The 22,137-nt window shown below is 51.7% G+C and carries 21 protein-coding genes; 17 read left to right on the top strand and 4 right to left on the bottom strand.

Annotated features, from left to right (window positions below; translation table 11 throughout):
• Positions 1–84 precede the first annotated feature (84 nt).
• From ACO0LH_RS10920 to ACO0LH_RS10905, 4 genes are all read left to right on the top strand, one after another.
• Complete coding sequence (locus ACO0LH_RS10920; protein WP_422941098.1) at positions 85–1,035, top strand: alpha-E domain-containing protein; 951 nt, start codon at positions 85–87, stop codon at positions 1,033–1,035.
• A 17-nt stretch (positions 1,036–1,052) separates the two neighbouring features.
• Complete coding sequence (locus ACO0LH_RS10915; protein WP_422941097.1) at positions 1,053–1,859, top strand: transglutaminase family protein; 807 nt, start codon at positions 1,053–1,055, stop codon at positions 1,857–1,859.
• Between the two features lie 59 nt (positions 1,860–1,918).
• Entirely contained in the window at positions 1,919–2,797 is an 879-nt protein-coding gene (locus ACO0LH_RS10910) for a peptidase (RefSeq protein ID WP_422941096.1), read from the top strand.
• 246 nt (positions 2,798–3,043) lie between these two features.
• Positions 3,044–4,831, top strand: coding sequence for a DUF4214 domain-containing protein (locus ACO0LH_RS10905; protein ID WP_422941095.1), 1,788 nt, complete (start codon positions 3,044–3,046; stop codon positions 4,829–4,831).
• Between the two features lie 107 nt (positions 4,832–4,938).
• Here ACO0LH_RS10905 and ACO0LH_RS10900 read toward each other — a convergent pair whose 3' ends face one another.
• Positions 4,939–5,535 (bottom strand): DNA-3-methyladenine glycosylase I, encoded by a 597-nt coding sequence (locus tag ACO0LH_RS10900; RefSeq protein ID WP_422941094.1) that lies wholly within the window; start codon positions 5,533–5,535, stop codon positions 4,939–4,941.
• A 127-nt stretch (positions 5,536–5,662) separates the two neighbouring features.
• On the opposite strand from ACO0LH_RS10900, the gene ACO0LH_RS10895 reads away from it, so the two are divergent.
• Complete coding sequence (locus tag ACO0LH_RS10895) at positions 5,663–7,855, top strand: DUF4214 domain-containing protein (protein WP_422941093.1); 2,193 nt, start codon at positions 5,663–5,665, stop codon at positions 7,853–7,855.
• 125 nt (positions 7,856–7,980) lie between these two features.
• On the opposite strand, the gene ACO0LH_RS10890 is transcribed toward ACO0LH_RS10895, so the two are convergent.
• Positions 7,981–9,090 (bottom strand): HAF repeat-containing protein, encoded by a 1,110-nt coding sequence (locus ACO0LH_RS10890; protein WP_422941092.1) that lies wholly within the window; start codon positions 9,088–9,090, stop codon positions 7,981–7,983.
• A gap of 631 nt (positions 9,091–9,721) precedes the next feature.
• On the bottom strand, positions 9,722–10,765 hold the full coding sequence (gene purM, locus ACO0LH_RS10885; RefSeq protein WP_422941091.1) for a phosphoribosylformylglycinamidine cyclo-ligase: 1,044 nt from the start codon (positions 10,763–10,765) through the stop codon (positions 9,722–9,724).
• Between the two features lie 221 nt (positions 10,766–10,986).
• Here purM and ACO0LH_RS10880 point away from each other — a divergent pair, with 221 nt between their 5' ends.
• From ACO0LH_RS10880 to panB, 7 genes are all read left to right on the top strand, one after another.
• The gene (locus tag ACO0LH_RS10880; protein ID WP_422941090.1) at positions 10,987–12,072 is read left to right on the top strand and encodes an AI-2E family transporter; all 1,086 of its coding nucleotides are present in this window, start codon (positions 10,987–10,989) and stop codon (positions 12,070–12,072) included.
• Positions 12,069–12,743: a DnaA regulatory inactivator Hda gene (gene hda, locus ACO0LH_RS10875; RefSeq protein ID WP_422941089.1), complete on the top strand. Its 675-nt coding sequence runs from the start codon at positions 12,069–12,071 to the stop codon at positions 12,741–12,743. Before ACO0LH_RS10880 ends, hda begins: the two co-directional genes overlap by 4 nt.
• 19 nt (positions 12,744–12,762) lie before the next feature.
• On the top strand, positions 12,763–13,440 hold the full coding sequence (locus tag ACO0LH_RS10870) for an HAD family hydrolase (RefSeq protein ID WP_422941175.1): 678 nt from the start codon (positions 12,763–12,765) through the stop codon (positions 13,438–13,440).
• Positions 13,437–14,795 (top strand): polynucleotide adenylyltransferase PcnB, encoded by a 1,359-nt coding sequence (gene pcnB, locus ACO0LH_RS10865; protein WP_422941088.1) that lies wholly within the window; start codon positions 13,437–13,439, stop codon positions 14,793–14,795. The genes ACO0LH_RS10870 and pcnB overlap by 4 nt, the downstream gene beginning before the upstream one ends.
• Entirely contained in the window at positions 14,792–15,277 is a 486-nt protein-coding gene (folK, locus tag ACO0LH_RS10860) for a 2-amino-4-hydroxy-6-hydroxymethyldihydropteridine diphosphokinase (protein ID WP_422941087.1), read from the top strand. The genes pcnB and folK overlap by 4 nt, the downstream gene beginning before the upstream one ends.
• Before the next feature lie 52 nt (positions 15,278–15,329).
• Complete coding sequence (locus ACO0LH_RS10855) at positions 15,330–15,677, top strand: DMT family protein (RefSeq protein ID WP_422941086.1); 348 nt, start codon at positions 15,330–15,332, stop codon at positions 15,675–15,677.
• A gap of 243 nt (positions 15,678–15,920) precedes the next feature.
• Positions 15,921–16,733, top strand: a complete 813-nt coding sequence (panB, locus tag ACO0LH_RS10850; RefSeq protein ID WP_422941085.1) for a 3-methyl-2-oxobutanoate hydroxymethyltransferase — start codon at positions 15,921–15,923, stop codon at positions 16,731–16,733.
• A gap of 94 nt (positions 16,734–16,827) precedes the next feature.
• Here panB and ACO0LH_RS10845 read toward each other — a convergent pair whose 3' ends face one another.
• A complete protein-coding gene (locus ACO0LH_RS10845; RefSeq protein WP_422941084.1) occupies positions 16,828–17,901 on the bottom strand; it encodes an MBL fold metallo-hydrolase in 1,074 nt (357 codons plus the stop codon).
• 233 nt (positions 17,902–18,134) lie between these two features.
• Here ACO0LH_RS10845 and ACO0LH_RS10840 point away from each other — a divergent pair, with 233 nt between their 5' ends.
• From ACO0LH_RS10840 to kdpA, 5 genes are all read left to right on the top strand, one after another.
• Positions 18,135–18,743, top strand: a complete 609-nt coding sequence (locus ACO0LH_RS10840) for a TetR/AcrR family transcriptional regulator (protein ID WP_422941083.1) — start codon at positions 18,135–18,137, stop codon at positions 18,741–18,743.
• A 250-nt stretch (positions 18,744–18,993) separates the two neighbouring features.
• Positions 18,994–19,773 carry a TorF family putative porin gene (locus tag ACO0LH_RS10835; RefSeq protein WP_422941082.1) on the top strand — a complete coding sequence of 260 codons (780 nt, stop codon included), beginning with the start codon at positions 18,994–18,996 and terminating at the stop codon, positions 19,771–19,773.
• A gap of 242 nt (positions 19,774–20,015) precedes the next feature.
• Positions 20,016–20,108 carry a potassium ABC transporter ATPase gene (locus ACO0LH_RS10830; RefSeq protein ID WP_422941081.1) on the top strand — a complete coding sequence of 31 codons (93 nt, stop codon included), beginning with the start codon at positions 20,016–20,018 and terminating at the stop codon, positions 20,106–20,108.
• Entirely contained in the window at positions 20,105–20,194 is a 90-nt protein-coding gene (kdpF, locus tag ACO0LH_RS10825; protein WP_422941080.1) for a K(+)-transporting ATPase subunit F, read from the top strand. The genes ACO0LH_RS10830 and kdpF overlap by 4 nt, the downstream gene beginning before the upstream one ends.
• The gene (kdpA, locus tag ACO0LH_RS10820) at positions 20,194–22,011 is read left to right on the top strand and encodes a potassium-transporting ATPase subunit KdpA (RefSeq protein WP_422941079.1); all 1,818 of its coding nucleotides are present in this window, start codon (positions 20,194–20,196) and stop codon (positions 22,009–22,011) included. The genes kdpF and kdpA overlap by 1 nt, the downstream gene beginning before the upstream one ends.
• Positions 22,012–22,137: the final 126 nt, after the last annotated feature.

The following is a 22,137-nucleotide window of genomic DNA, read 5'->3' as shown; positions in this document are numbered from 1 at the left end:
TCACCCGTGCATCGCATGCCAGTACAAGGCCAGCCTGACCGGTTTGTTTTTACAAAAAGCACTGAAGATTGAAGGAGAAAGACCATGTTAAGCCGTACTGCCGATCATTTGTTCTGGATGGCGCGTTACACCGAACGCGCCGAAAACACAGCCCGCATGCTGGACGTCAATATCCAGACCACGATGCTGCCACAGTCTGCCGAAGATGCAGAGCAAGGCTGGCGCGCCATGCTGGGCATATCAGAATTGCAATCTGCCTTTGACCATCAATATGGTTTGCTGACCAAAAAGGATGTACTCGACTTCATGGTCAGGGACCCGATGAACCCGTCTTCGATCGCATCCTGCCTGAAAGAAGCACGCGAAAATGCCCGTGCCGTACGCGGCACGCTGACCACCGAAGTATGGGAAACCCAGAATGCCACCTGGCTGGATATGGAAGAAAAACTGTCCCACAGCCTGCTGGAAAACGACCCCAGCCAGTTCTTTGAATGGGTCAAATACCGTTCGCACCTGTCACGCGGCGTGACGCTGGGCACCATGCTGCGGGATGAAGCCGTTCACTTTATCCGCCTGGGCACCTTTATTGAGCGTGCAGACAATACGGCCCGTATTCTTGACGTGAAGTTTCACGGTGCCAAGGAAAGCCAGGGCAGCAATGATAGTGTGCAAAGAGAATTTTATTACTGGGCAGCGCTGTTGCGTTCTGTCTCTGGCTTTGAGATCTATCGCAAAGTGTATCGTGATGTCATCACGCCAGAACGCGTGGCCGAATTATTGATGCTACGTGGTGACATGCCGCGTTCCTTGCTGGCCTGTATGGATGAGGTGGTTGCCAACCTGAAAGAAGTGCGCAACGATGTCTCTGCCGACACAGAACGACTGGCTGGCAAACTGCATGCAGAACTCAAATTTGCCCATATTGAAGAAATACTGGCCGATGGCCTGCACGATACACTGACCAGGTTTCTGGAAAACATATTCGAGCTGGGTAATCGTGTCAGCCGCGATTTTCTGGTTCCTTTGGCGGCTTAAAACAAACATAAACTATTATGCAACTTTTCATACGCCATCAGACGATTTACCGTTACTCTGCACCGCTGACCTATACGATACAGCAGTTGCGCCTGACACCACGCGCCGAGATCTTGCAGCATGCCATTTCATGGCAAATCAAGGTCGCCGGTATCCGCCATCCCTATACAGATGCTTATGGCAACCAGTCGCACATGCTGACCATTACCGGGCCACATGATGAAGTCGCCATCATTGCAGAAGGCCTGGTTGAATCAGGCATGCCTTACCAGGGGCGCATCACCGACAAGGATACTTTTTCACCACTGGTGTTCACCGTGCCCACCAGGCTGACTGAACCAACACGGGCAATCCTCGACTTTGCCCACGCCCATTTGCCCGATGTGGGCAAGACCAGCACAAGCGCACTGTTAAATCTGGCCGCGCACATCCGTGGTGCGGTTGAATACCAAACTGGTGCAACCATCGTCACGACCAGCGCCAGTGACGCGCTGCAACTGGGGCGCGGAGTGTGCCAGGACCATGCCCATCTCTTCCTGGCTTGCTGTCATGCACGTGGCATTCCGGCAAGATATGTTTCTGGCTATATTGATCCCGAATCAACCAGCCATGCCGAAAGCCATGCCTGGGTCGATGTCTGGGTGGAAGACAGCGATTACACGGGCTGGGTCAGCATTGATGTCACCCACGCCTGCCTGATGACGGATGCTTATTGTCGATTGGCTATAGGCCGGGATTATGATTCTGCCGCACCGGTACGAGGCGTACGGCGCGGTGGCGGTACAGAAACCCTGAGTGTTGATGTACAAGTTACGCCAAGATGACAATTGCGTGACAGGAATAAGGTAAAATCCTCACTTCGTTTCACAAAATTGTTCGCTCTATGACTTACTGTGTTGGCATGCGGCTTGACGCCGGGCTTGTGTTTCTTTCTGACTCACGCACGAATGCAGGTGTTGACCAGGTCGGCACCTTCCGCAAAATGTCGGTATTTGAAAACCCCGGTGACCGCACCATGGTGCTGATGACTGCTGGCAATTTGTCCATTTCGCAATCGATACGGCAACTGGTGTCAGAGTATATGGATGCGAATGGCAACACCATCTGGACCGTTCCCAGCATGTATGAAGCTGCACGTATTGTCGGTGAAGCAGTGCGGACTGTGCATAATCGGGATGCCAAAGCCCTGGCCGAATTTGGTATCGACTTCAATGTCAGCCTGATCTTTGGTGGACAAATCAAGGGCGAGCGTTGCCGCCTGTTCCAGATTTATTCTGCCGGTAACTTCATCGAATCACACAACGAAAATACGTATTTCCAGATCGGCGAAGCCAAATATGGCAAACCCATCATAGACCGTGTTGTCACACCGACGACGCCGCTGGATGAAGCCGCCAAATGCGCATTGATCTCCATGGATTCGACCTTGCGTTCGAACGTGTCTGTTGGTTTGCCGCTGGATTTGCTGGTCTATGAAGACGGCAAGCTGGCTGTCACCCATTTCGTCACGATTGATGAGAAAAACCAGTATTTCCAGATGATACGCAATACCTGGGGCAGCTTGCTCAAGACCGTATTCGAGAGCATTGATGCCCCGGTATGGAACGCCAGCCCTGAAATCAATGGCAATGTCCTGTCTGCCACCAATATGCATAGCAAACCTGTGCGCGTGGAAGTACCGGCGCAATTGCGCGAAGCCAGACTCGCCCCCTCCCCCCTGCAATCACTGGCCCAACAGCCGAGCAATAACAAGCAGGCCTGAGCAGACCCGTCGGCCTGCATGCACACAACTGGACAACGATCTGCGAAGCAGTATAATCCGGCGCTGTACATGCTTGCTGTAAAAACAATGATGTCCTGAGTTTACAAGCCCTGCACGGGCGAATGTGCATGCCTGAAGCATGCCAGCCTGATGCATTTCGTTGTGATGCAATAACTCATCCCGTGTACCCCTGAAGCAAATCAGTGTTGCCCTTACTTTAATTGTATTTTTTATCAAGAATTCCCAATGGCAAGCGTCAACGATATCCAGAATCTTTACATCGCCTATTTCAACCGCCCTGCCGATGTCGCCGGACTGGCTTACTGGACCTCTGGTGCCCAGCTGAACCTGACATCAGTGCAAATTGCCCAGTCGTTTTCAAAACAAGTTGAGTACGCAAGCATTTTTTCAGGTTTCTCGACGAAACAGACTGTCAACACCCTGTTTAAAAACCTGTTCAACCACGACGCGGACCCGGACGGGCTGGCTTACTGGATAGGACAAATCGACAATGGCACCTTCACTATCGGTCAGGTCGCCATTGCTATCCTTGGTGGCGCGGTCGGCAAAGATGGCCTGATCGTGGCAGCCAAGCTCGCCGCTGCCAACGGTTTTACAGGCAAAATGGCAACGAACACATCTTTGCAGGCAACGTATAGCCAAAGCAATGGCAACGCGTTTGATTTGACGAAGACCTGGCTGGCCAGCGTTATCGATACGTCCTCGGGCGCAGCCGCCCTGGCAAAAATGGATGCCACCTTCTCAGCCATGCCCGACCCCGCGTCTTTATCCTTTGTAGTCAAACCCGGTGTGGCAAATTTGGGAACAAGTGGTAACGACAATTTCATCGCGACAAACGAGACCCTGCTGGCGAGTGGCACTTCCATCAAGGGCAATGGCGGTACGGACGTATTGAGCATCACCTCGCATCTCAGCAATGCGGTTCACCCGGCTATCGTGACAGGTATCTCCACCCTGAATTTGTTAAGTGGAGAACTTCAGTTGAGCGTTACTGACCCGTTCCTGAATCAGTTCAGCACCATCAACGACTATAAGGCATCGGATTCCATCCGCCTGGGAAATATTGCACAGACGATCAATCTCTACAATTCCAATGGTGCGGGCGTGACCCTGGGTGCACCAAATCAGGTGGTCAGGCAGTTATCGAAAAGTAGCGATTATGTGGATATCAATACCACCCATGCCAACCTGGCAGGCGCCACTTTTGATCTTGATCATGCCAGAGTGAGCACCAAGGTTGACAGGACCACCGGCCCCTTCGGCAATAAACTCAATATTTCTGATGCAGGGTCAGTCAGCCTGGGCGCGGCAATGTTGAAGAATTTTTCCTGGGTATCGCTGTCCGCAGCAGAAAACCTGACATTGAGCCCGGATACTGCCATCATGATCAGTGTGGGCGATGCAGACACTACCATCAGTGAAACCACAGGGGCAGGCGACGTGGTCATCTACATGAACAATTCTCGTTCGCTCACCCTCAATACCAGCGCAAGCCATGCCACAGAACTTGCCCTGTTGGGATACGGAACCAATACGATCACGCTTTCAGGTTCAGGCAATGTTCTTGTCAGCACGACCGGCATAGGCAACATCAACATTAACGGTAGTGCCGGGCTGGTCACCATTCAGTTGCCTGCCCTGGGCAATGCCAGGGAAAACATCTCGGTAACGAACTCTACCCTGGGCAATATCACGAGCAAACTGATCACCATCGACAATTTCAAGGCCAGCAGCGGCAGGGAGACGTTACATACTGGCGCCAATGCATCATCGATGGGAACCATCAACATCAGCACATCCGACTTCAACAGCCTGGCGGCCAATATCGCCAATGGCGCTGGTGCGCTCACCAACAATGACTACAAGGCATTCATGGTCAACGTCGCTTCCGGTGCCGCCGCCGGGTCGTATGTGTACGAACATATGACTGGCTCGACCGTCAACGCTGGCGACATCATTGTCAAACTGACTGGCAACACAGGCATGGTCATGGCAGGCGATTTACAGGTGTAAGGCTGTCAACGTGCATGACCTGTTAATGCACGTTGAGAGGCGCAATGCCTGTCAGTCTGTCATTTCTGTCGTTTCTGGCGAGAGCACATCGCCTCAACAGGAATGGGCTAGCTGCCTTTAGCCCCGGCTTTTGCGGACTTGCCTGTTGGCTTCTTTGCCTGATGGCGCCATTCACAGGTAGCAGCATGGTCATTGACCATGCCTATCGCCTGCATGTAGGCATAGATAATGGTGGAGCCGACAAATTTGAAGCCGCGCTTGAGCAAGTCTTTGGAAATACGGTCGGACAATTCTGTCGTGATGATGCGTTCGCCATGATTGATAATCGGCTTGCCATCAACGTATGCCCACAGGTAGGCATCCAGACTGCCCTTTTCTTCACACAATTTCAAGTAAGCCTTGGCATTGGTGATCGCCGCCGCCACTTTCAGCCGGTTTCTGACGATGCCGGGGTTGGCCAGCAGTTCGGCCACTTTTTCTGCATCATAGCCGGCAACTTTTTGGGCATCCCAGTTGTCAAAGGCAAGGCGGTAATTTTCACGTTTGTTGAGGATGGTTTCCCAGCTCAGCCCAGCTTGTGCACCTTCCAGGTTCAGCATTTCAAACAATTGTCGTTCGTCATGGCATGGCACACCCCATTCATGATCGTGATAGGCCAGATATAAGAGATTAGAGTTATTAGCCCAATTGCAGCGTGTTGTCATATAGTGAGAGTGAAGCAGAGTAAGATATGATTCAGGAAAATCTGTTTTAACAAAATTTTTCAATTCAAATTGACATTCTACTTATTTATTCTAGAATCGTCTTTCCTACACGGAATGTGGAATCACCATGTTGAGTTTTAAGCAAGGCCATAAAAATCTGTTTGCCCTCACTGCAAGCGCCCTGTTACCTCTCGTACTGGTAGCTTGTGGTGGCAGTAACCAGAATGATAAACAGGCTGAGAATTCCACTGGTGCCGTGCAAGCTGCACCACCGCAGGCAGCGCCGGTCTCAGCAGGTGTCATGAGTTTCACTGGCAAGCGCCAGAACTATACGATCACACGCCTCAGCTCATCTTACACCGTAACGGATACGGTCAGTACCGCGGGCACAGTCACCGTACCGGCAAGCGTCAGTGTTCTGCAATTTTCCGACTTCAGGGTCAATCTGGCTATTGGCGACAAAGCCAATTCCCTCTCTACCACCAGTCTGAACAATTTGCTGGACCTGTATGTGGCGTTTTTCAACCGTGTGCCCGATGCCGACGGCCTGTCTTACTGGATAGACCAGCTCAAAGGGGGTATGACCGAAGCACAGATTGCTGACAGTTTTTACCTGGTCGCCTTGCAATCCCCGACACTGACTGGTTATTCGGCCAGCATGGGTAATGATGACTTCATCCGCATCATTTATAAAAACGTCCTGGGCAGGAGCGGCGACACCGCCCCCAATGCGGCGGAAATTGAATACTGGTCCAGCCAGTTAAGAAATGGTGCCCCCAAAGGCAGCATCGTCCGGGCCATCCTGGTGGCTGCGCGTGATTATGCCAATGACCCGACCTGGGGCTGGGTCACCAAACTGCTCAACAACAAGCTGGATGTGGCGAATTATTTCGCCGTTCAGCAAGGCCTCAGTTACCTGACGCTGAACGACAATATCACCAAAACGATGGCGATTGACAGCGCAGTCACCAGCACCTCAACGGCAGCCGCACTGAGCCTCATCGGGGTCAGCGGCAATCCGTTTAACCAGATCATTTCGTCCTATGGCTCACCTGACAGCCTGGCAAACATTTGTACACCAACTGGCGAAAAAAGCTGGGTACGCGCCCATCTGGATGATGTCTATTTGTGGTACCACGACATTATCAATGTGCCACCGACACAGTACAGCACGCCACAGGATTATTTCCAGGCACTGATCGTCAAATCCAAGGATCGTTTCAGCTTTACGTCAGAACAAGGCAGTATCGACGATTACTTCCAGTCTGGTGAAGACGTCAATTATGGTTATAACCTGGTGCGTGAAGGCAGCAAGATACGCATACGTTATGTGCAGCCGGGTTCACCCGCAGATATCGCACAGCTCAAGCGAGGCACCACGATCATCAGCGTCGATGGTGTCGGTCTGGGATCGTATATCGAAGACCCGCAATACTATGCGCTGTACCCGTTAAAATCAGAAACGCATAGCTTCGAAGTGCAGGATACCGGTGCCATCGCCAGCCGTGTCGTCACCATGACGGCGAAAACCGTCACCACCGCGCCCGTGCTGCAAAACCAGGTGCTGAACGTCAACGGCAAGAAAATCGGCTACATGGTGTTCACCGACCATATCCGCACGGCTGAAGCACCGCTGGTCAGCAGCATGCGCAGTTTCCAGCAAGCGGGGATAGATGAACTGGTACTGGATTTGCGTTACAACGGCGGTGGATATCTGTACATCGCCAATGAGCTGGCGTCGATGATAGGTGGCAGCAAGGTCTCCAACCAGGTCTTTGAGCAATTGCAGTTCAATGACAAGCATGCAGATGAAACAGCCGATAACACATCGACTTTTTCAGACACGGATAATTATTACCGGCCCTTGCCCAAACTGAATCTGCCACGCGTATTCGTGCTGACCGGTAGCGGCACCTGTTCAGCCAGCGAATCCATCATCAACGGCCTGACACCGTTCATGCAAGTCATCCTGATCGGCAACACCAGTTGCGGCAAACCGTATGGTTTCAGACAAACCAATAACTGCAATACGGCATATTTTGCCATTCAGTTTGCCGGTGTGAATGCCGTAGGCAAAGGCGACTACACGAACGGCTTTACACCAGCCTGTACGGTGTCAGATGATCTTAACCATGATCTGGGCAACACTGCTGAATCACGCCTGTCTGCAGCATTGACCTATGCGCGCACAGGTGCCTGCCCGGCAAGTTCATTCAGCCCGGCGCCACCGCCTGCACTCAGCAACCCGATACGCGACAAGGACATGCGTCCGTGGCAGAGCATCAAATTGCTGAGATCTGTGAATGCACAGTCAAGGTAAGTTAAGCCCGGTTTAAGGTAACAGGCAAAGAAAAAGCGAGCATCATGATGCTCGCTTTTTCTTCGTGCTGGCTTTGTATTTTGCCAGCCTCATTCATGAATAGGCTTACTGGCTTCCCGGCAAGCTCATGGCCTGAAGTGTAATCTGCTCTCGAAAAACAGGCCCTTGAGACGCTTGCGGAAAATGGCAAGTGTCAACGCCAGCAAGACGACAAGTATATTGAAACCCAGGATCTTGGTGCCCCCAAGGTCAACAAAAGGGAGAGAGTTGGAAGGCATGGTGGCTGCATTCAAGCCACGATCATAACTGGCACCAATCACTTGCCCGGCGTTGTTGATGGCATTGGTCAGGTACAGGCTTTTACCACTGGGGTGCAGTACCATCTTGTTATCGCGCCAGACAAAGGACAGGCGCATATCGAGCGTATCCACTACACCGACCACATGGCCTTCATTATTGATACCGGTAGCAAAGCTGTCGCCAAAACCGATTTTGTCGCCCAGGTCTATCATCTTCGCCCCATCATGAACGAAAGCATGCCAGCGCCGATCTTTCATTTCCGATGTACCAACGACGGCCCCTTTGCCATTGATTGCGGTTGCCGAACTATAGCGACCACCGAGCGTGCCCAGATCGCTCATGCCAGTCGCGTCATTGTATAAAAAGGCATGACGATAACCGTCTTCCGTCGTTGCGGTGCCAACCACTTGCCCCAGATTATTGATGCCGCTGGCATAGCTGACTTTACCACCGAGCGTGCCCAGATCTTTCAGTGCTTCGCCAGGTGTGTAAAGGAAAGCATGCCAGTCACGGTTGGGCGTATCGGCAAACCCTACCGCCAGACCGGCATTGTTGAGCGCTGCACCGTAACTGCTGGGGCCACCGAGGGTGCCCAGGTCCTGCACACCATGCTCACGATTACGGATGAAGGCTCTCCAGGCATCACCTTTCTTTGAAGAGCCGACCACCTCACCCTTGTCATTGATGCGCTTGGCTTCACTCTCGGTTTCGCCTGGCATTTCCAGCTTGACCAGTTTGCCTTTTTCAAAAAAGACGGCATGGGGGGTGCCATCTTTTTCCTTGATCACCGCTGCAACCTGCCCCGCTGCATTCATGTCATAGGCAATCGACTCGCCATATTGCTTGCGTTCTATGCCCAGAGAATGTGTGGTGGCAGCAGCATGGCCACCGATCAAAGCCAGCAGAAACAAAGAACTACGCAATGCAGGGTGCATACAGGTATCCTTTCTGGAGGGAGGTCGTACGGGGAATTTTGCTAACGAATATACAGGATTATTATTTGGCAATAAAGATAAATGATTGTTTTTATCACCACTGCCTGATGGTCGGACGAGACATCAGGCAGCATCACCAAGCTCTGGAAAAACCTCACCATAGACATGAACGCCAGCAGCTAGAAACGCATTTAAAAAAATGGCTTACTTGTACCCCACATCGTCTGGCGCATGCTAAAGCAATGCATAAGCAAATGACCAAGGAATAAGGAGGTGCAAGCCCGGACAGCAAAGCGCATTAATTTGCCGGTAACGCATCGCTAAAGCATGTCTGGGCTGCCAGCAAATTCTAACAGTCGTCACTACTCGCACGAAGCTGTTTTAACTAGCAAGGATATAAGTGATGCGACTATGACTGCTTCAGACGTGCTGATGTTGAGGCAGGGAGATTTGACTTGCTGATACAGCGGGATGCATTGCCCGGACAAGGGCTTTCAGGGCGCCCAATCCGCCCTTTCAGATATCCAGGCAAATTCGATTGATGGCAACGACACGAAAGTACTCAGTTCGACGGTTGAAACAAAAACGGAACCTTGACGGTTCCGTTTTTGATATCAGCAATATGCAACGATCACACAACAATCGTCTGATGCTCATCACCTTCACGCGCACGGATTTCGCCAATGCGGGAAACGGTTTCGCCAGCAGCAGTCAGTTGGGCAATGGCAGCATCCGCCAGCTCAGCAGCCACAATAACGACCATGCCTATGCCGCAGTTGAATACGCGGTGCATTTCTGCGTCAGCCACGCCACCATGCTGTTGCAGCCACGTGAACAGCGGTGGCATGGTCCAGGCATCTTTATGCAGGATGGCAGTCAGCTTGTCGCCCAATACACGTGGGACGTTTTCGACCAGGCCACCACCGGTGATGTGGGCCATGCCTTTGACTTCCAGCGATTCCATCAGTGCCAGCAAGGGTTTGACGTAGATACGGGTCGGTGCCATTAGTGTGTCGCCCAGGCTGCGGCCATGGAAATCAGCACTCAGGTCTGGCTGGGCCACTTCGATAATCTTGCGCACCAGTGAAAACCCGTTGGAATGGATGCCCGAAGACGCCAGGCCAAGAATGACATCGCCCGGCTTGATCTTGCTGCCATCAATGATTTTGGATTTTTCTACCGCGCCAACGGCAAAGCCGGCCAGGTCATATTCGCCTTCAGGGTACATGGAAGGCATTTCAGCCGTTTCGCCACCGATCAGGGCGCAACCCGCCTGTTCGCAACCAAAGGCCACGCCTTTGATGACGTCGGTGGCCGTTGCCACATCGAGCTTGCCGCAGGCAAAATAGTCGAGGAAGAACAATGGCTCTGCCCCCTGTACCAAAATGTCATTGACGCTCATGGCGACCAGATCAATGCCAACCGTGTCATGCTTGTTGAGGTGGAAAGCCAATTTCAGCTTGGTGCCAACACCGTCAGTACCGGATACCAGAACAGGTTCTTTGTACTTTTTGCTGACTTCAAACATGGCGCCAAAACCGCCTATGCCTGCCATGACGCCTTCGCGCATGGTCCTTTTTGCAAAAGGTTTGATGGCATCAACCAGCGCATCGCCAGCGACCATATCGACACCAGCGTCGGCGTAAGAGAGTGAAACAGGGGTAGAAGTGCTCATGATATTCGGCAATAGGGGCAGGAGGCGGTAAAATAGGGAAATTGCCAGAAAAGTCCGGCAAAACCGCTATTTTAACAAATTGACCGCGCAAATTAACCGCAAAAACGCTGTTTTTTGGGTCAGGCTGAAAATTTGATAGCTCTTTGACCACTAATTGAACATTAATTGAACACCAACTGAACGTTAACTTAACTTTAACTCAATTTTAATCAGCGATAAAAATGCCATTTTCTTTTACGTCGGAGCAAAAACAATCCATGTTGTGGCTGGCCCTGGCATTTGCCCTGCTGCTCTTGTTGTCACTGCTGGGGCCGGTCCTGATGCCCTTCATCGTTGCCAGTATTCTGGCCTATGTGCTCAACCCCTGGGTAGATAAACTGTGTGCCTTGCGTGTGCGCAGGTTTTATATCCCGCGCTCGGTTGCGGCAACGCTGGTTATTGTGGTTTTAATCGCTGCGGTATTGGCGATGATACTGATCATGACACCGATTTTGCAAAAAGAAATCCCGCAACTGCAAGACCAGATCCCGCGTTTTTTTGACAAACTGGATACCACACTGGCACCAATGCTGTCAGAATTTGGCATCAAGGTAAGACTGGACAGTGCCGGCATCAAGACCTTATTGTCTGAACAAATGGCCAGCAGTGGTGATGTCATCGGCAAGGCTGTCCTGTCTTCGATACGTGTAGGTGGCACTGCCTTGCTGGGCATGGTTGCCAATTTACTACTGATTCCCATCGTACTGTTTTATTTGTTGCTAGACTGGCATTCGCTGATCCATCGCCTGGGCAATTTCATCCCGCGTCGCTGGGTGCGCGGTACTGCCAGCGGTGTCGCAGAAGTCGATGACATCCTGGCGCAATACCTGCGCGGGCAAATACTGGTGATGATCGTGCTGGCGGTGTATTACTCCGTTGCGCTCAGCATTGCCCGTTTCGAACTTGCCCTGCCGGTCGGCATCATCACTGGTTTTCTGGTATTTATCCCTTATCTTGGTTATGGCCTGGGCCTTGTATTGGCGCTGATTGGTGCGATACTGCAATTTGATGGCTTCAGCGGCTTGCTGTCAGTTGCCATCATTTATGGCATAGGCCAGCTGCTGGAATCGTTTTACCTGACACCGCGCTTGGTGGGTGAACGCATAGGCCTGCACCCATTGACTGTCATTTTCGCCCTGATGGCTTTCGGGCAATTGTTTGGTTTTATTGGCATCCTGATCGCGTTACCGGCGTCGGCCATCGTTTCGGTCGCGGTCAAGCATTTGCGCGCGTCTTATCTCAACAGCCCTTTTTATCGTCAGTCATGAGGCAATTATTACTGGATCTGGATGGGCAAAAACTGCCGTCCCTTGATACCTTTGTGGTCGGCCAGAATGCCGAACTGGCGCAATTGCTATCCCTGTTTTCACAGCGCGTGACCAGCCAGTATGGCGAACGTTCTGTCTATCTATGGGGTGAAACCGGTGCGGGCAAAACCCATCTGCTGCATGCGTTGGCCGATAATGATTCGGCACGTTATATCCCCGCAGATGCGCCGGAAAGCAGCTTTGATTTTAATGAGGGCGTCAGCCTGTACTTGCTTGATGATTGTGACCGCCTGCCGCCATTGAACCAGATTGCTGCGTTCAATTTATTCAATGAAGCACGCGCGCATGGCGGCTTTCTGGTGGCCGCAGGCAACCACCCACCCATGATCCTGAACGTACGAGACGATTTACGCACCCGCTTTGGCTGGGGCCTGATTTATCAGGTACATGGCCTGACAGATGAAGATAAAATTGATGCACTGGAAAGGGCCGCGCACGCCAGGGGGATTCAATTGTCGGCGGGCGTGTTACCCTATCTGATTACCCATTGCCGCCGCGACATGAGTTCATTATCCGATATGCTAGACCAGCTTGACCATTATTCACTGGAAACCAAGCGGCCCATTACCTTGCCCTTGCTGCGCGAACTGATGCTGCAACAGCAAGCCTGACTATATGACAACGACCCGCATGCGTAATATCGCCTTATTTGATCTTGATCATACCCTGATCCCCATTGATTCTGATTATGAATGGGGACAGTTTCTGTGTCGCATTGGTGCAGTCGATGCCGATGAATTTGCCCGTCGCAATGCCGATTTTTTTGCCCAGTACCAGGCCGGTACGCTGGACCCGGTCGAATACCTGGAATTTGCGCTCGGCACGCTGGCGCAGTTTCCCAGGGCAAAGCTGGATGACATGCATGCGCAATTCATGCACGAAGTCATACAGCCTGTGCTGATGCCAGCAGCGCATGAGCTACTCAAGAAGCATCAGGACCAGGACGACCTGGTCGCCATCATCACCGCGACCAACCGTTTTGTGACTGCCCCCATCGCGAAGGCGCTGGGTGTACCACACCTGATGGCGGCAGAACCTGAGCTGGATCAACATGGCAATATCACCGGCAAACTGCTGGGCGTGCCCAGTTCGGGCGCGGGCAAGGTCATCCATTTGCAAAACTGGCTAGACCAACAAGAACTGCAACTAAGCCATTTCGGAAGCAGTCATTTTTATAGCGATTCCCAAAACGATATTCCTTTACTGGAACACGTTACTCACCCGGTCGCTACCAATCCCAACGCCAAGCTCAGTGCACATGCGCTGGCGCGCGGATGGCCTCAACTTTACCTGTTCGACAAGCAATGATTAAGAAATTTATCCGCAAAATACTGGGCGTCAAAAACGCTACTGAATCTGGCACAGCCAACCGCAAGCCTGATGTATTGGGTCCAAAAGACCACAACATAGATCCTGCGCTGGTATCGGCAAATGCAATACGCGTCACCCAGACCCTGCAAGATAATGGCTTCAAAGCCTTTCTGGTGGGTGGTGCCGTGCGTGACCTGCTCACAGGCGTGAAGCCAAAAGATTTCGACATTGCCACCAATGCCACGCCTGAACAGGTCAAGCGCCTGTTCCGCCGTGCCTTCATCATTGGCAAGCGTTTCCAGATCGTGCATGTGATGTTTGGGCAAGATTTGCTGGAAGTCACGACTTTCCGCGGTTCTGCCACGGATGGTGCGCCCAAGGATGAACATGGCCGCGTATTGCGCGACAACACCTTTGGTGAACAACATGAAGATGCTGTCCGTCGTGACTTTACCGTCAACGCCATGTATTACGACCCGGCCACACAAACCGTGCTTGATTATCACGGTGGCATGAAAGACATCAAGAAAAAAACCCTGCGCATCATCGGTGTGCCGGAAGCACGTTACCGCGAAGACCCGGTACGCATGCTGCGCGTCGTACGTTTTGCCGCCAAATTGCAATTTACCATCGATGCCGCAACCCGTGCACCGATCGCCGTCATGGCACCGCTGATCAATAATGTACCGGCTGCCAGGGTATTCGATGAAATGCTCAAGCTGCTGACCAGCGGCCATGCGCTGGCCTGTCTGCAACAGTTGCGCAAAGAAGGCCTGCATCACGGCCTGATGCCTTTACTCGACGTGGTGCTGGAACAACCGCTGGGCGAAAAATTCGTCACCCTGGCCTTGGCCAATACCGATGAACGCGTACAGCAAGGCAAGCCCGTCTCACCAGGCTTTTTGTTTGCATCACTGCTGTGGCACCAGGTGGTAGAAAAATGGGAAGCCTATAAAGCCGCCGGTGAATTCCCCATCCCTGCCCTGCACCTGGCTGCTGATGATGTCTTGAATACGCAGACCGATGCCTTGTCGATACAGCGCAAGATCGGTTCTGACATGCGTGACATCTGGGCCATGCAGCCACGCTTTGAAAAACGCATAGGCAAGACACCGTATAAATTGCTTGAACATCCACGCCTGCGCGCTGGTTATGATTTCCTGTTATTGCGTTGCGCGTCTGGTGAAATCGATGCCGATCTCGGCGAATGGTGGACAGGCTTCATCAATGGCGATGGCGAAGAACGTGACCGCCTGATCAATACCAAACCCAAGGCCACCGTTGCCGAAGCCAGCGTCAAGAAACGCCGCCCACGCCGCCGTGCCCCACGTAAAGCTGCCGCTGCTGAATGAGCACGCAAGTTTTTATCGGTATCGGTGCCAATCTGGGCGATGCCAGCGCGACGGTGGCACAGGCCATCGCCGCTCTCGGACAATTACCTGACACCCATCTGGTAGCACAATCGTCGCTGTTTGGCAGCGCGCCGGTAGATTCATCTGGCGATGACTATGTGAATGCCGTCGCAGAACTGGAAACGACATTGAGTGCCACGGCCTTGCTGCAACACCTGCAAGCTGTGGAGCTGGCGCATGGCCGCGAGCGCCCTTACCGCAATGCCCCACGCACCCTGGACCTGGATCTGCTGCTGTACGGTTCTCATGTCATCGTCAACGACGACCTGCAAGTGCCTCATCCACGCATGACAGAGCGCGCCTTTGTGCTGCTGCCCTTATTGCAACTGGCGAAAGACATTCACATCCCGGGCAAAGGGCAGGCACAGGATTTTGTTGCTGCCGTGGCGGATCAGCGCATACAGGAATTATCTACGGACTGAAGATCGTATTGCATCCCTTGAAATCAACGCACATGGCTACCAGCGAGGTCTTATGCAAATACCCATTATCCTGCAAACCACTGGCTTACTGATACTCTCGAACGTCTTCATGACCTTTGCCTGGTACGGTCATCTGAAAAGCCTGTCCAACAAAGCCTGGTGGGTTGCCGCCATCATCAGTTGGGGCATTGCCCTGTTCGAATACCTGCTCCAAGTGCCCGCCAACCGGATAGGCTACACTACCTACAGTCTGGCGCAATTAAAGATCTTGCAGGAGGCCTTGACCCTCATCGTCTTCGTACCTTTTGCCATGCTGTACATGGGGCAACCGTTCAAGCTTGATTATGTGTGGGCAGGATTGTGTCTCGTGGGTGCAGTTTATTTTATTTTCAGGAACTAGGAAGCACTGTGCAAGCTACTGCGCGACGCAACTTTGAGCCTGCGATGCTCACCGTACCTGTAACTGTTTACGGCTGCGCTTCTTAACTCAAATTGCACCGCTCGCTACGCTTGAACAACGCTTCCTTGCATTCATAGAAAACACAGATTAAGAATACCAAAGAATAAAAGTTGAGGATGTAGGTGGAGACATAAGCGCTGTCAAACAAAAACCAGATGATGGCATCACCTTTGGAGAAAAAGAATGGCTGAATATTTGCAAGACCGTAAAGCAGTAAACATTCCTGGCTTGATCGCCATGCGTGAAAAAGGCGAGAAAATCACCATGCTGACCTGCTATGACGCCAGCTTTGCTGCCCTCATGGACAGATGCGGCGTTGAAATTTTGTTGATCGGTGATTCCCTGGGCATGGTCTGCCAGGGCCATGACTCCACCTTGCCGGTGACACTGAATGATGTGGCATATCACACGGCGGCTGTGGCGCGTGGCAACGAGAAAGCACTGGTCGTCACCGACATGCCATTTGGTACCTATGGCACGCCAGAATCTGCCTTCCACAATGCCGTGCAACTGATACAGGCCGGTGCGCAAATGGTCAAGCTCGAAGGTGGTACCTGGCTGCTGCCTACCATCAAGTTCCTGACAGAACGTGCTATCCCGGTATGTGCGCATCTTGGGTTGACGCCGCAGTCCGTGCATCAGCTCGGTGGATATAAGGTGCAGGGTAAAACCAGCGCCGCCGCTGATCTGCTGAAAGCTGAGGCTCTGGCGGTGCAGGAAGCTGGTGCCAGCCTACTGGTGCTGGAAGCCATACCGGCTACGCTGGGCAAGGAAGTGACGGAGTCATTGCACATCCCCACCATAGGCATAGGTGCCGGGCCTGACTGTGCTGGCCAGGTACTGGTCATGCATGATTTGCTGGGTGTTTTCCCTGGCCGCAAAGCCCGCTTCGTGAAAAATTTCATGGATGGACAAACCAGTATTGATGCAGCGGTATCAGCCTATGTGGCGGCTGTGAAGGACAAGTCTTTCCCTGCACCTGAGCATTGTTTCTAGATTACTGAAATTGTTCCGCTTTTGAAAGTCAAACAGGCCGCATGCTGAACCAGCATGCGGCCTGTTTGCCAAATAACTGCAATGACTGCGGTGACTATTCTGCCAGTGCAGACTGCAAAGACACCGGCTTGCTTGCCTGCGTATTCGGGAACAACCACCAGCGCTTGCCCTTTTGCGGCTCAGTGATATCCACTTCTTCACCCATTTGCGGCGTGCTGATTTTTACCCCATGTTTTGCGGCCAGTTCGACGATGCGTTCAAACGGTTCATACCAGGCATGCATGGCCAGGTCAAACGTACCATTGTGGATAGGCAGCATATATTTGCCACGCAAATCCAGGTGCGCCTGCAAAGACTGTTCTGGCTGCATGTGTACATCAGGCCACATCTTGTTATAGGCACCGGTTTCTATCAGCGTCAGATCAAAGGGGCCATATTTGTCGCCGATCTCTTTAAAACCCTTGAAGTAACCTGTATCACCACTGAAGAACACTTTCAGGTCAGGCGCAATCATGGTCCATGATGCCCACAAGGTTTTGTCGCGGTCATGCAGGCCGCGGCCAGAAAAATGCTGGGCAGGCGTTGCCACGAACTGTATGCCATGTAGCCAGGTACTTTGCCACCAGGCCAGTTGCTGCACTTTTTCTGCGGCGATGCCCCATTCTATCAACCTGTCCCCCACACCCAGTGGCGTCAGGAAATGCTCGGTTTTTTTAGCCAACTGCTTGATCGCGGCATAGTCGAGATGATCATAATGGTCATGCGACAAGATCACGCCTTTGATGGGAGGCAAATCAGCGATGCTGATAGGCGGTTGGTGAAAGCGCTTGGGCCCCATCCACTGAAACGGTGATGCCCTTTCAGAAAACACTGGGTCAGTCAGCCAGAATTCACCACGCAGCTTCAGCAACAGCGTCGAATGACCGAGGCGGTACAGGCTGTTGTCAGGTGCTGCCAGCAATTGCGCAGTCGTCAATTCAAACACCGGGATGCTGCCGCCGGGCACGGTATTTTTAGGTTTATCAAAAAAGAATTTCCACGCAATACGCAGGTTTTGCAACAAACCAGGCTCGCGCAGGGGTGCCTGATTGATAAAAGTCTCACCTTGCACCGTGGTCGTGATGGCAGGCAAATCCTGAGTATTAGAGGGATAGGAAACATAGGCCATGATGTTCAACACTCCTGTCGATGAGGTGCAAAATAGGTACTGAATAAAAAAACTGACGAAGAAACCAGATAAGAAGCTGAAAAATAAATACCGTTGCCAAATTCGAGACGCTTAAGTGAAATCAATTAAGCTATCGAATTATTACACTACACAGTGTAGTTTTTAATTTTAGAAAAGTAAACTACTTAGTGTAAAATTCTTTTATGCCTGTTTTTGATGAATCCACATACACAATGTCCACTCCTGTACGTCAGACTGACCGCAAACGCGAAGCCATACTGCAAGCCGCCATTCATGAATTCCGGCAGAACGGCTTTGATGCGACCAGCATGGACAAAATTGCGGCTACGGCGGTCGTGTCAAAACGCACGGTGTATAACCACTTCCCTAGTAAAGACGATTTATTCGCCGCAATATTGTTAAAACTTTGGAAAAGTGCTGTTTCTCAAGATGATTTTCTCTATCAGTCAGATAAAAACTTATCAGAACAGCTAGAAACTTTCCTTGGTAACAAGATGCGTCTGATGAGCGATGAAAATTTCATTGATCTCGTGCGCGTTGCTGTTGCAGCCACCATCCACACGCCTGACCGGGCGCGCGACATGGTGGAACGCATGAGCAAGCGCGAAGAAGGCATCGTCGCCTGGATCAGAGCAGCGCAGGCAGATGGCAAACTGAAAGATGGTGACCCCTATCTGATGGGCGACATGCTGCAAGGACAATTGAAGTCCCTGGCTTTCTGGCCGCAAGTGGCGATGGGGCAGGTTTTGCTGGAAGCAACGCAACAGCAGGCATTAATCAAATTAACAGCGGGAATGTTTTTGGCGTATTACCAAGTGTGAAACATGCGCTGATTCATAAATTAATTCATACGTTGACTCATACATTGATTTAGCATCAGCATTTTCACGCTTCCACATTTTCATGCTTTGCGTACTGTTTAATACCATTCCCTACCTGTTATCAAGCAGCCGATTTTTACGGCATCTATATAGTCTGCACTTTCATCTTTACAGCTTCTTTACGGCGTGATCGCTATGCTTCTTTCTGTAGATTTCACCATGTTGGTGAGACCAAACAGAAAGCGCAACCATGAAGAAGAATATCGTATTACTGAGTCTGCAATTAGGTCTTTTGACCACATTTGTTTCCCACGCTGCCCTTGCAGAAGATGTGAAACCTGATAACGAAACCAGCTTTAATCTGAGCCTCACCAGCGACTACCGCTATCGCGGCATTTCGCAAACCCGCCTCAACCCTGCGCTGCAAGGCGGTGCTGACTATAACAATAACCCTACCGGTCTCTACGTTGGCACCTGGCTGTCCACGATCAGCTGGATCAAGGACACCCCGGGTGCTGGCAGCACGCCGCTGGAATGGGATATCTATGCTGGTAAAAAAGGCGAAATCAGCAAAGACGTGAGCTATGACGTCGGCATGCTGGGCTATGTGTATCTCAACAATGACCTCGTCAAAGTCGGGCTGAAAGATGCCAATACGCTGGAAATCTATGGCCAGCTCGGCTACGGCCCGGCGTATATCAAATATTCACACGCATTGACACCTTTGTTTGGCATCGTCGACAGCAGTAACAGCGGCTATCTGGATGCCGGCGCAAATATAGAACTGACCGAGGGTCTGATATTGAACCTGCATGCCGGTTACCAAAAAGTTAAAGGGGCCAATTCCAGCGCAGCGACTTATGCCGACTATAAAATCGGTATCAGCAAAGAATTCAAAAACCTTGCAGGCGCCACTGTCAGCCTGGCAGCAATAGGCACAAATGCCGACAAGTCTTTCTACGCATCGCCAGCGAACGGTAAATTCATGGGCAAGAACAGCCTGGTGCTGGCAGTCAGCAAAACGTTCTGATCTTTCACTTTTCTTCCACTCTTACCGTCGTCGCTTGATGCATGGTTGCCTGGTGCTTAGACGCTCAGGTATTTGTGTACTACTGTGACGTATCTGGCTGCATGCAAACGCAATGCAGCCTTTTTTATTGCCAAATCTACACGCCACGTTTACACAATTTTTATATCGCACAGATAAAGCTATACGACATCTTTACCGCCTTTTGCTTATCGTAGGCGCACTGTCACTCATTTGGAGAACACATGGAATTGCTATACATCGGTGGCATCCTGCTATTTGCAGCATGCACCTTCGCCTTGATACAAGGTTGCGGCCACCTTGGGGGTGGCTTATGAGTTTGTTTCAGATCATCGCTGCCGTGGTGGCTGCCTTGCTCATGATTTACCTGGTCTATGCCTTATTGAAACCGGAGGCATTCTGATGAATCATTCAGCCATTTTCCAGATCGCCCTGTATATGGGCGTGTTGCTACTGACCAGCGTGCCGCTGGGTCGTTATATCAGCAAGGTCATGAACGGGGAAAAGAATATCCTGTCCTGGCTATTGCGTCCGGTAGAAAAACTGTTGTATAAAATCGCTGGCATTGATGCCGGCACAGAAATGCCATGGAAGCACTATGCCGTGACACTGATCGCATTCAACCTGCTGGGCGTATTGGTTGTGTATGCGCTGCAAAGGTTGCAATTGAGCTTGCCGCTGAACCCACAGGCAATGCCTGCTGTCAGCATTGATTCGTCGTTCAATACCGCAGTCAGCTTTGTCAGTAATACCAACTGGCAGGGTTATACCGGTGAAGCGACCATGTCTTACCTGACCCAGATGCTGGGCCTGAGCGTACAAAACTTCTTTTCTGCCGCCACCGGTCTGGCTGTGGTTATCGCCCTGATACGTGGCTTTGCCCGTCATACCATGCAGAGTATCGGTAATTTCTGGGTAGACCTGACGCGCAGCACCTTGTATATCCTGCTGCCGCTGTCAGTGATTTTCGCCATTGGCTTCATGAGCCAGGGTGTGATCCAGAATTTTGATGAATACAAGACCGCACAGACTGTAGAAAAACTGAATTACACCATACCCAAACTGGATGCTGCGGGCGCGCCAGTAATGGACGCCAACGGCAAACCCGCAGAAGTAGCACAAAGCACGACCACACAAACCCTGCCCATGGGCCCGGTTGCATCACAGGAAGCCATCAAGATGGTGGGTACCAATGGTGGCGGTTTCTTCAATGCAAATTCTGCTCATCCGTATGAAAACCCGACACCGTTTGCCAACTTTTTGCAAATGCTGGCAATCTTTTTGATACCAGCAGCCTTGTGTATCACCTTTGGCAAAATGGTCAGTGACCATCGCCAGGGCTGGGCCCTGTATGCAGTAATGGGCATCCTGTTTGTCGCCTTTGCAGGGTTTGCCATTTACGCAGAACAACAAGGTAACCCTTTGCTGACTACTCTCGGTGCAGATCAGGCGGTGAACAACAGTGTTGACCTGGCGCAGGCTGGCGGCAATATGGAAGGCAAGGAAACCCGTTTCGGCATTACCGCATCTGGCCTGTTTGCCACCATCACGACGGCAGCATCTTGTGGTGCAGTCAACGCCATGCATGATTCATTTACTGCGCTCGGTGGCCTGGTGCCGCTGGTGCTCATGCAGTTTGGTGAAGTGGTGTTTGGCGGTGTTGGCTCCGGCCTGTATGGCATGCTGATTTTTGCAGTACTGGCGGTATTCATCGCCGGTTTGATGATAGGCCGCACACCGGAATACCTGGGTAAGAAAATCGAAGCCTTTGAAATGAAAATGGTGTCGATTGCCATTTTGATCGGGCCCTTACTGGTACTGGTAGGCACAGCTGTAGCAGTGATGAGCGGTGATGGCAAGGCAGGTATTGCCAACCCTGGCGCACACGGTTTTTCTGAAATCCTGTATGCGCTGACATCCGCCGCCAATAACAATGGCAGTGCCTTTGCCGGTCTGTCTGCCAATACCCCGTTCTATAACATCCTGACAGCGATTGCAATGTGGTTCGGGCGCTTCTGGATCATTATCCCGGTGCTTGCCATCGCTGGTTCGCTGGCACGCAAGAAACGTCTGGCGACGACGTCAGGCTCATTGCCTACCCATGGCCCGCTGTTTGTCAGCCTGTTGCTGGGTACAGTCGTCATTGTCGGTGCACTGACTTATATACCGGCACTTGCACTGGGTCCTATCATCGAACACTTATTCATGATTGCTCAATAAGAAGGCGATATCTATCCAATCCATCGAATTTAAAGGCGTGTGCCTGCACAGTCAAACACCTTCAGACACCTTCAGACACTTCAGGCACACCAACCCGTACCATCGAATTGCATATTGATAAGCCGC

The sequence above is a fragment of the Undibacterium sp. TJN19 genome, assembly GCF_049339485.1.
Classification (GTDB): domain Bacteria; phylum Pseudomonadota; class Gammaproteobacteria; order Burkholderiales; family Burkholderiaceae_D; genus Undibacterium.
The sequence above is the reverse complement of the archived record's forward strand: the minus strand, read 5'-3'. Positions and strand labels throughout refer to the sequence as shown.

Excerpts from the sequence above, each read along its gene's own strand:
- kdpF (WP_422941080.1), top strand. The coding sequence starts at position 20,105 with ATGAGTTTGTTTCAGATCATCGCTGCCGTGGTGGCTGCCTTGCTCATG.
- hda (WP_422941089.1), top strand. The coding sequence starts at position 12,069 with ATGAGGCAATTATTACTGGATCTGGATGGGCAAAAACTGCCGTCCCTT.
- ACO0LH_RS10840 (WP_422941083.1), top strand. The coding sequence starts at position 18,135 with ATGTCCACTCCTGTACGTCAGACTGACCGCAAACGCGAAGCCATACTG.
- ACO0LH_RS10830 (WP_422941081.1), top strand. The coding sequence starts at position 20,016 with ATGGAATTGCTATACATCGGTGGCATCCTGCTATTTGCAGCATGCACC.
- folK (WP_422941087.1), top strand. The coding sequence starts at position 14,792 with ATGAGCACGCAAGTTTTTATCGGTATCGGTGCCAATCTGGGCGATGCC.
- kdpA (WP_422941079.1), top strand. The coding sequence starts at position 20,194 with ATGAATCATTCAGCCATTTTCCAGATCGCCCTGTATATGGGCGTGTTG.
- pcnB (WP_422941088.1), top strand. The coding sequence starts at position 13,437 with ATGATTAAGAAATTTATCCGCAAAATACTGGGCGTCAAAAACGCTACT.
- ACO0LH_RS10905 (WP_422941095.1), top strand. The coding sequence starts at position 3,044 with ATGGCAAGCGTCAACGATATCCAGAATCTTTACATCGCCTATTTCAAC.
- ACO0LH_RS10920 (WP_422941098.1), top strand. The coding sequence starts at position 85 with ATGTTAAGCCGTACTGCCGATCATTTGTTCTGGATGGCGCGTTACACC.
- ACO0LH_RS10870 (WP_422941175.1), top strand. The coding sequence starts at position 12,763 with ATGCGTAATATCGCCTTATTTGATCTTGATCATACCCTGATCCCCATT.
- ACO0LH_RS10845 (WP_422941084.1), bottom strand. The coding sequence starts at position 17,901 with ATGGCCTATGTTTCCTATCCCTCTAATACTCAGGATTTGCCTGCCATC.
- panB (WP_422941085.1), top strand. The coding sequence starts at position 15,921 with ATGGCTGAATATTTGCAAGACCGTAAAGCAGTAAACATTCCTGGCTTG.
- purM (WP_422941091.1), bottom strand. The coding sequence starts at position 10,765 with ATGAGCACTTCTACCCCTGTTTCACTCTCTTACGCCGACGCTGGTGTC.
- ACO0LH_RS10915 (WP_422941097.1), top strand. The coding sequence starts at position 1,053 with ATGCAACTTTTCATACGCCATCAGACGATTTACCGTTACTCTGCACCG.
- ACO0LH_RS10855 (WP_422941086.1), top strand. The coding sequence starts at position 15,330 with ATGCAAATACCCATTATCCTGCAAACCACTGGCTTACTGATACTCTCG.
- ACO0LH_RS10895 (WP_422941093.1), top strand. The coding sequence starts at position 5,663 with ATGTTGAGTTTTAAGCAAGGCCATAAAAATCTGTTTGCCCTCACTGCA.
- ACO0LH_RS10900 (WP_422941094.1), bottom strand. The coding sequence starts at position 5,535 with ATGACAACACGCTGCAATTGGGCTAATAACTCTAATCTCTTATATCTG.
- ACO0LH_RS10890 (WP_422941092.1), bottom strand. The coding sequence starts at position 9,090 with ATGCACCCTGCATTGCGTAGTTCTTTGTTTCTGCTGGCTTTGATCGGT.
- ACO0LH_RS10835 (WP_422941082.1), top strand. The coding sequence starts at position 18,994 with ATGAAGAAGAATATCGTATTACTGAGTCTGCAATTAGGTCTTTTGACC.
- ACO0LH_RS10910 (WP_422941096.1), top strand. The coding sequence starts at position 1,919 with ATGACTTACTGTGTTGGCATGCGGCTTGACGCCGGGCTTGTGTTTCTT.
- ACO0LH_RS10880 (WP_422941090.1), top strand. The coding sequence starts at position 10,987 with ATGCCATTTTCTTTTACGTCGGAGCAAAAACAATCCATGTTGTGGCTG.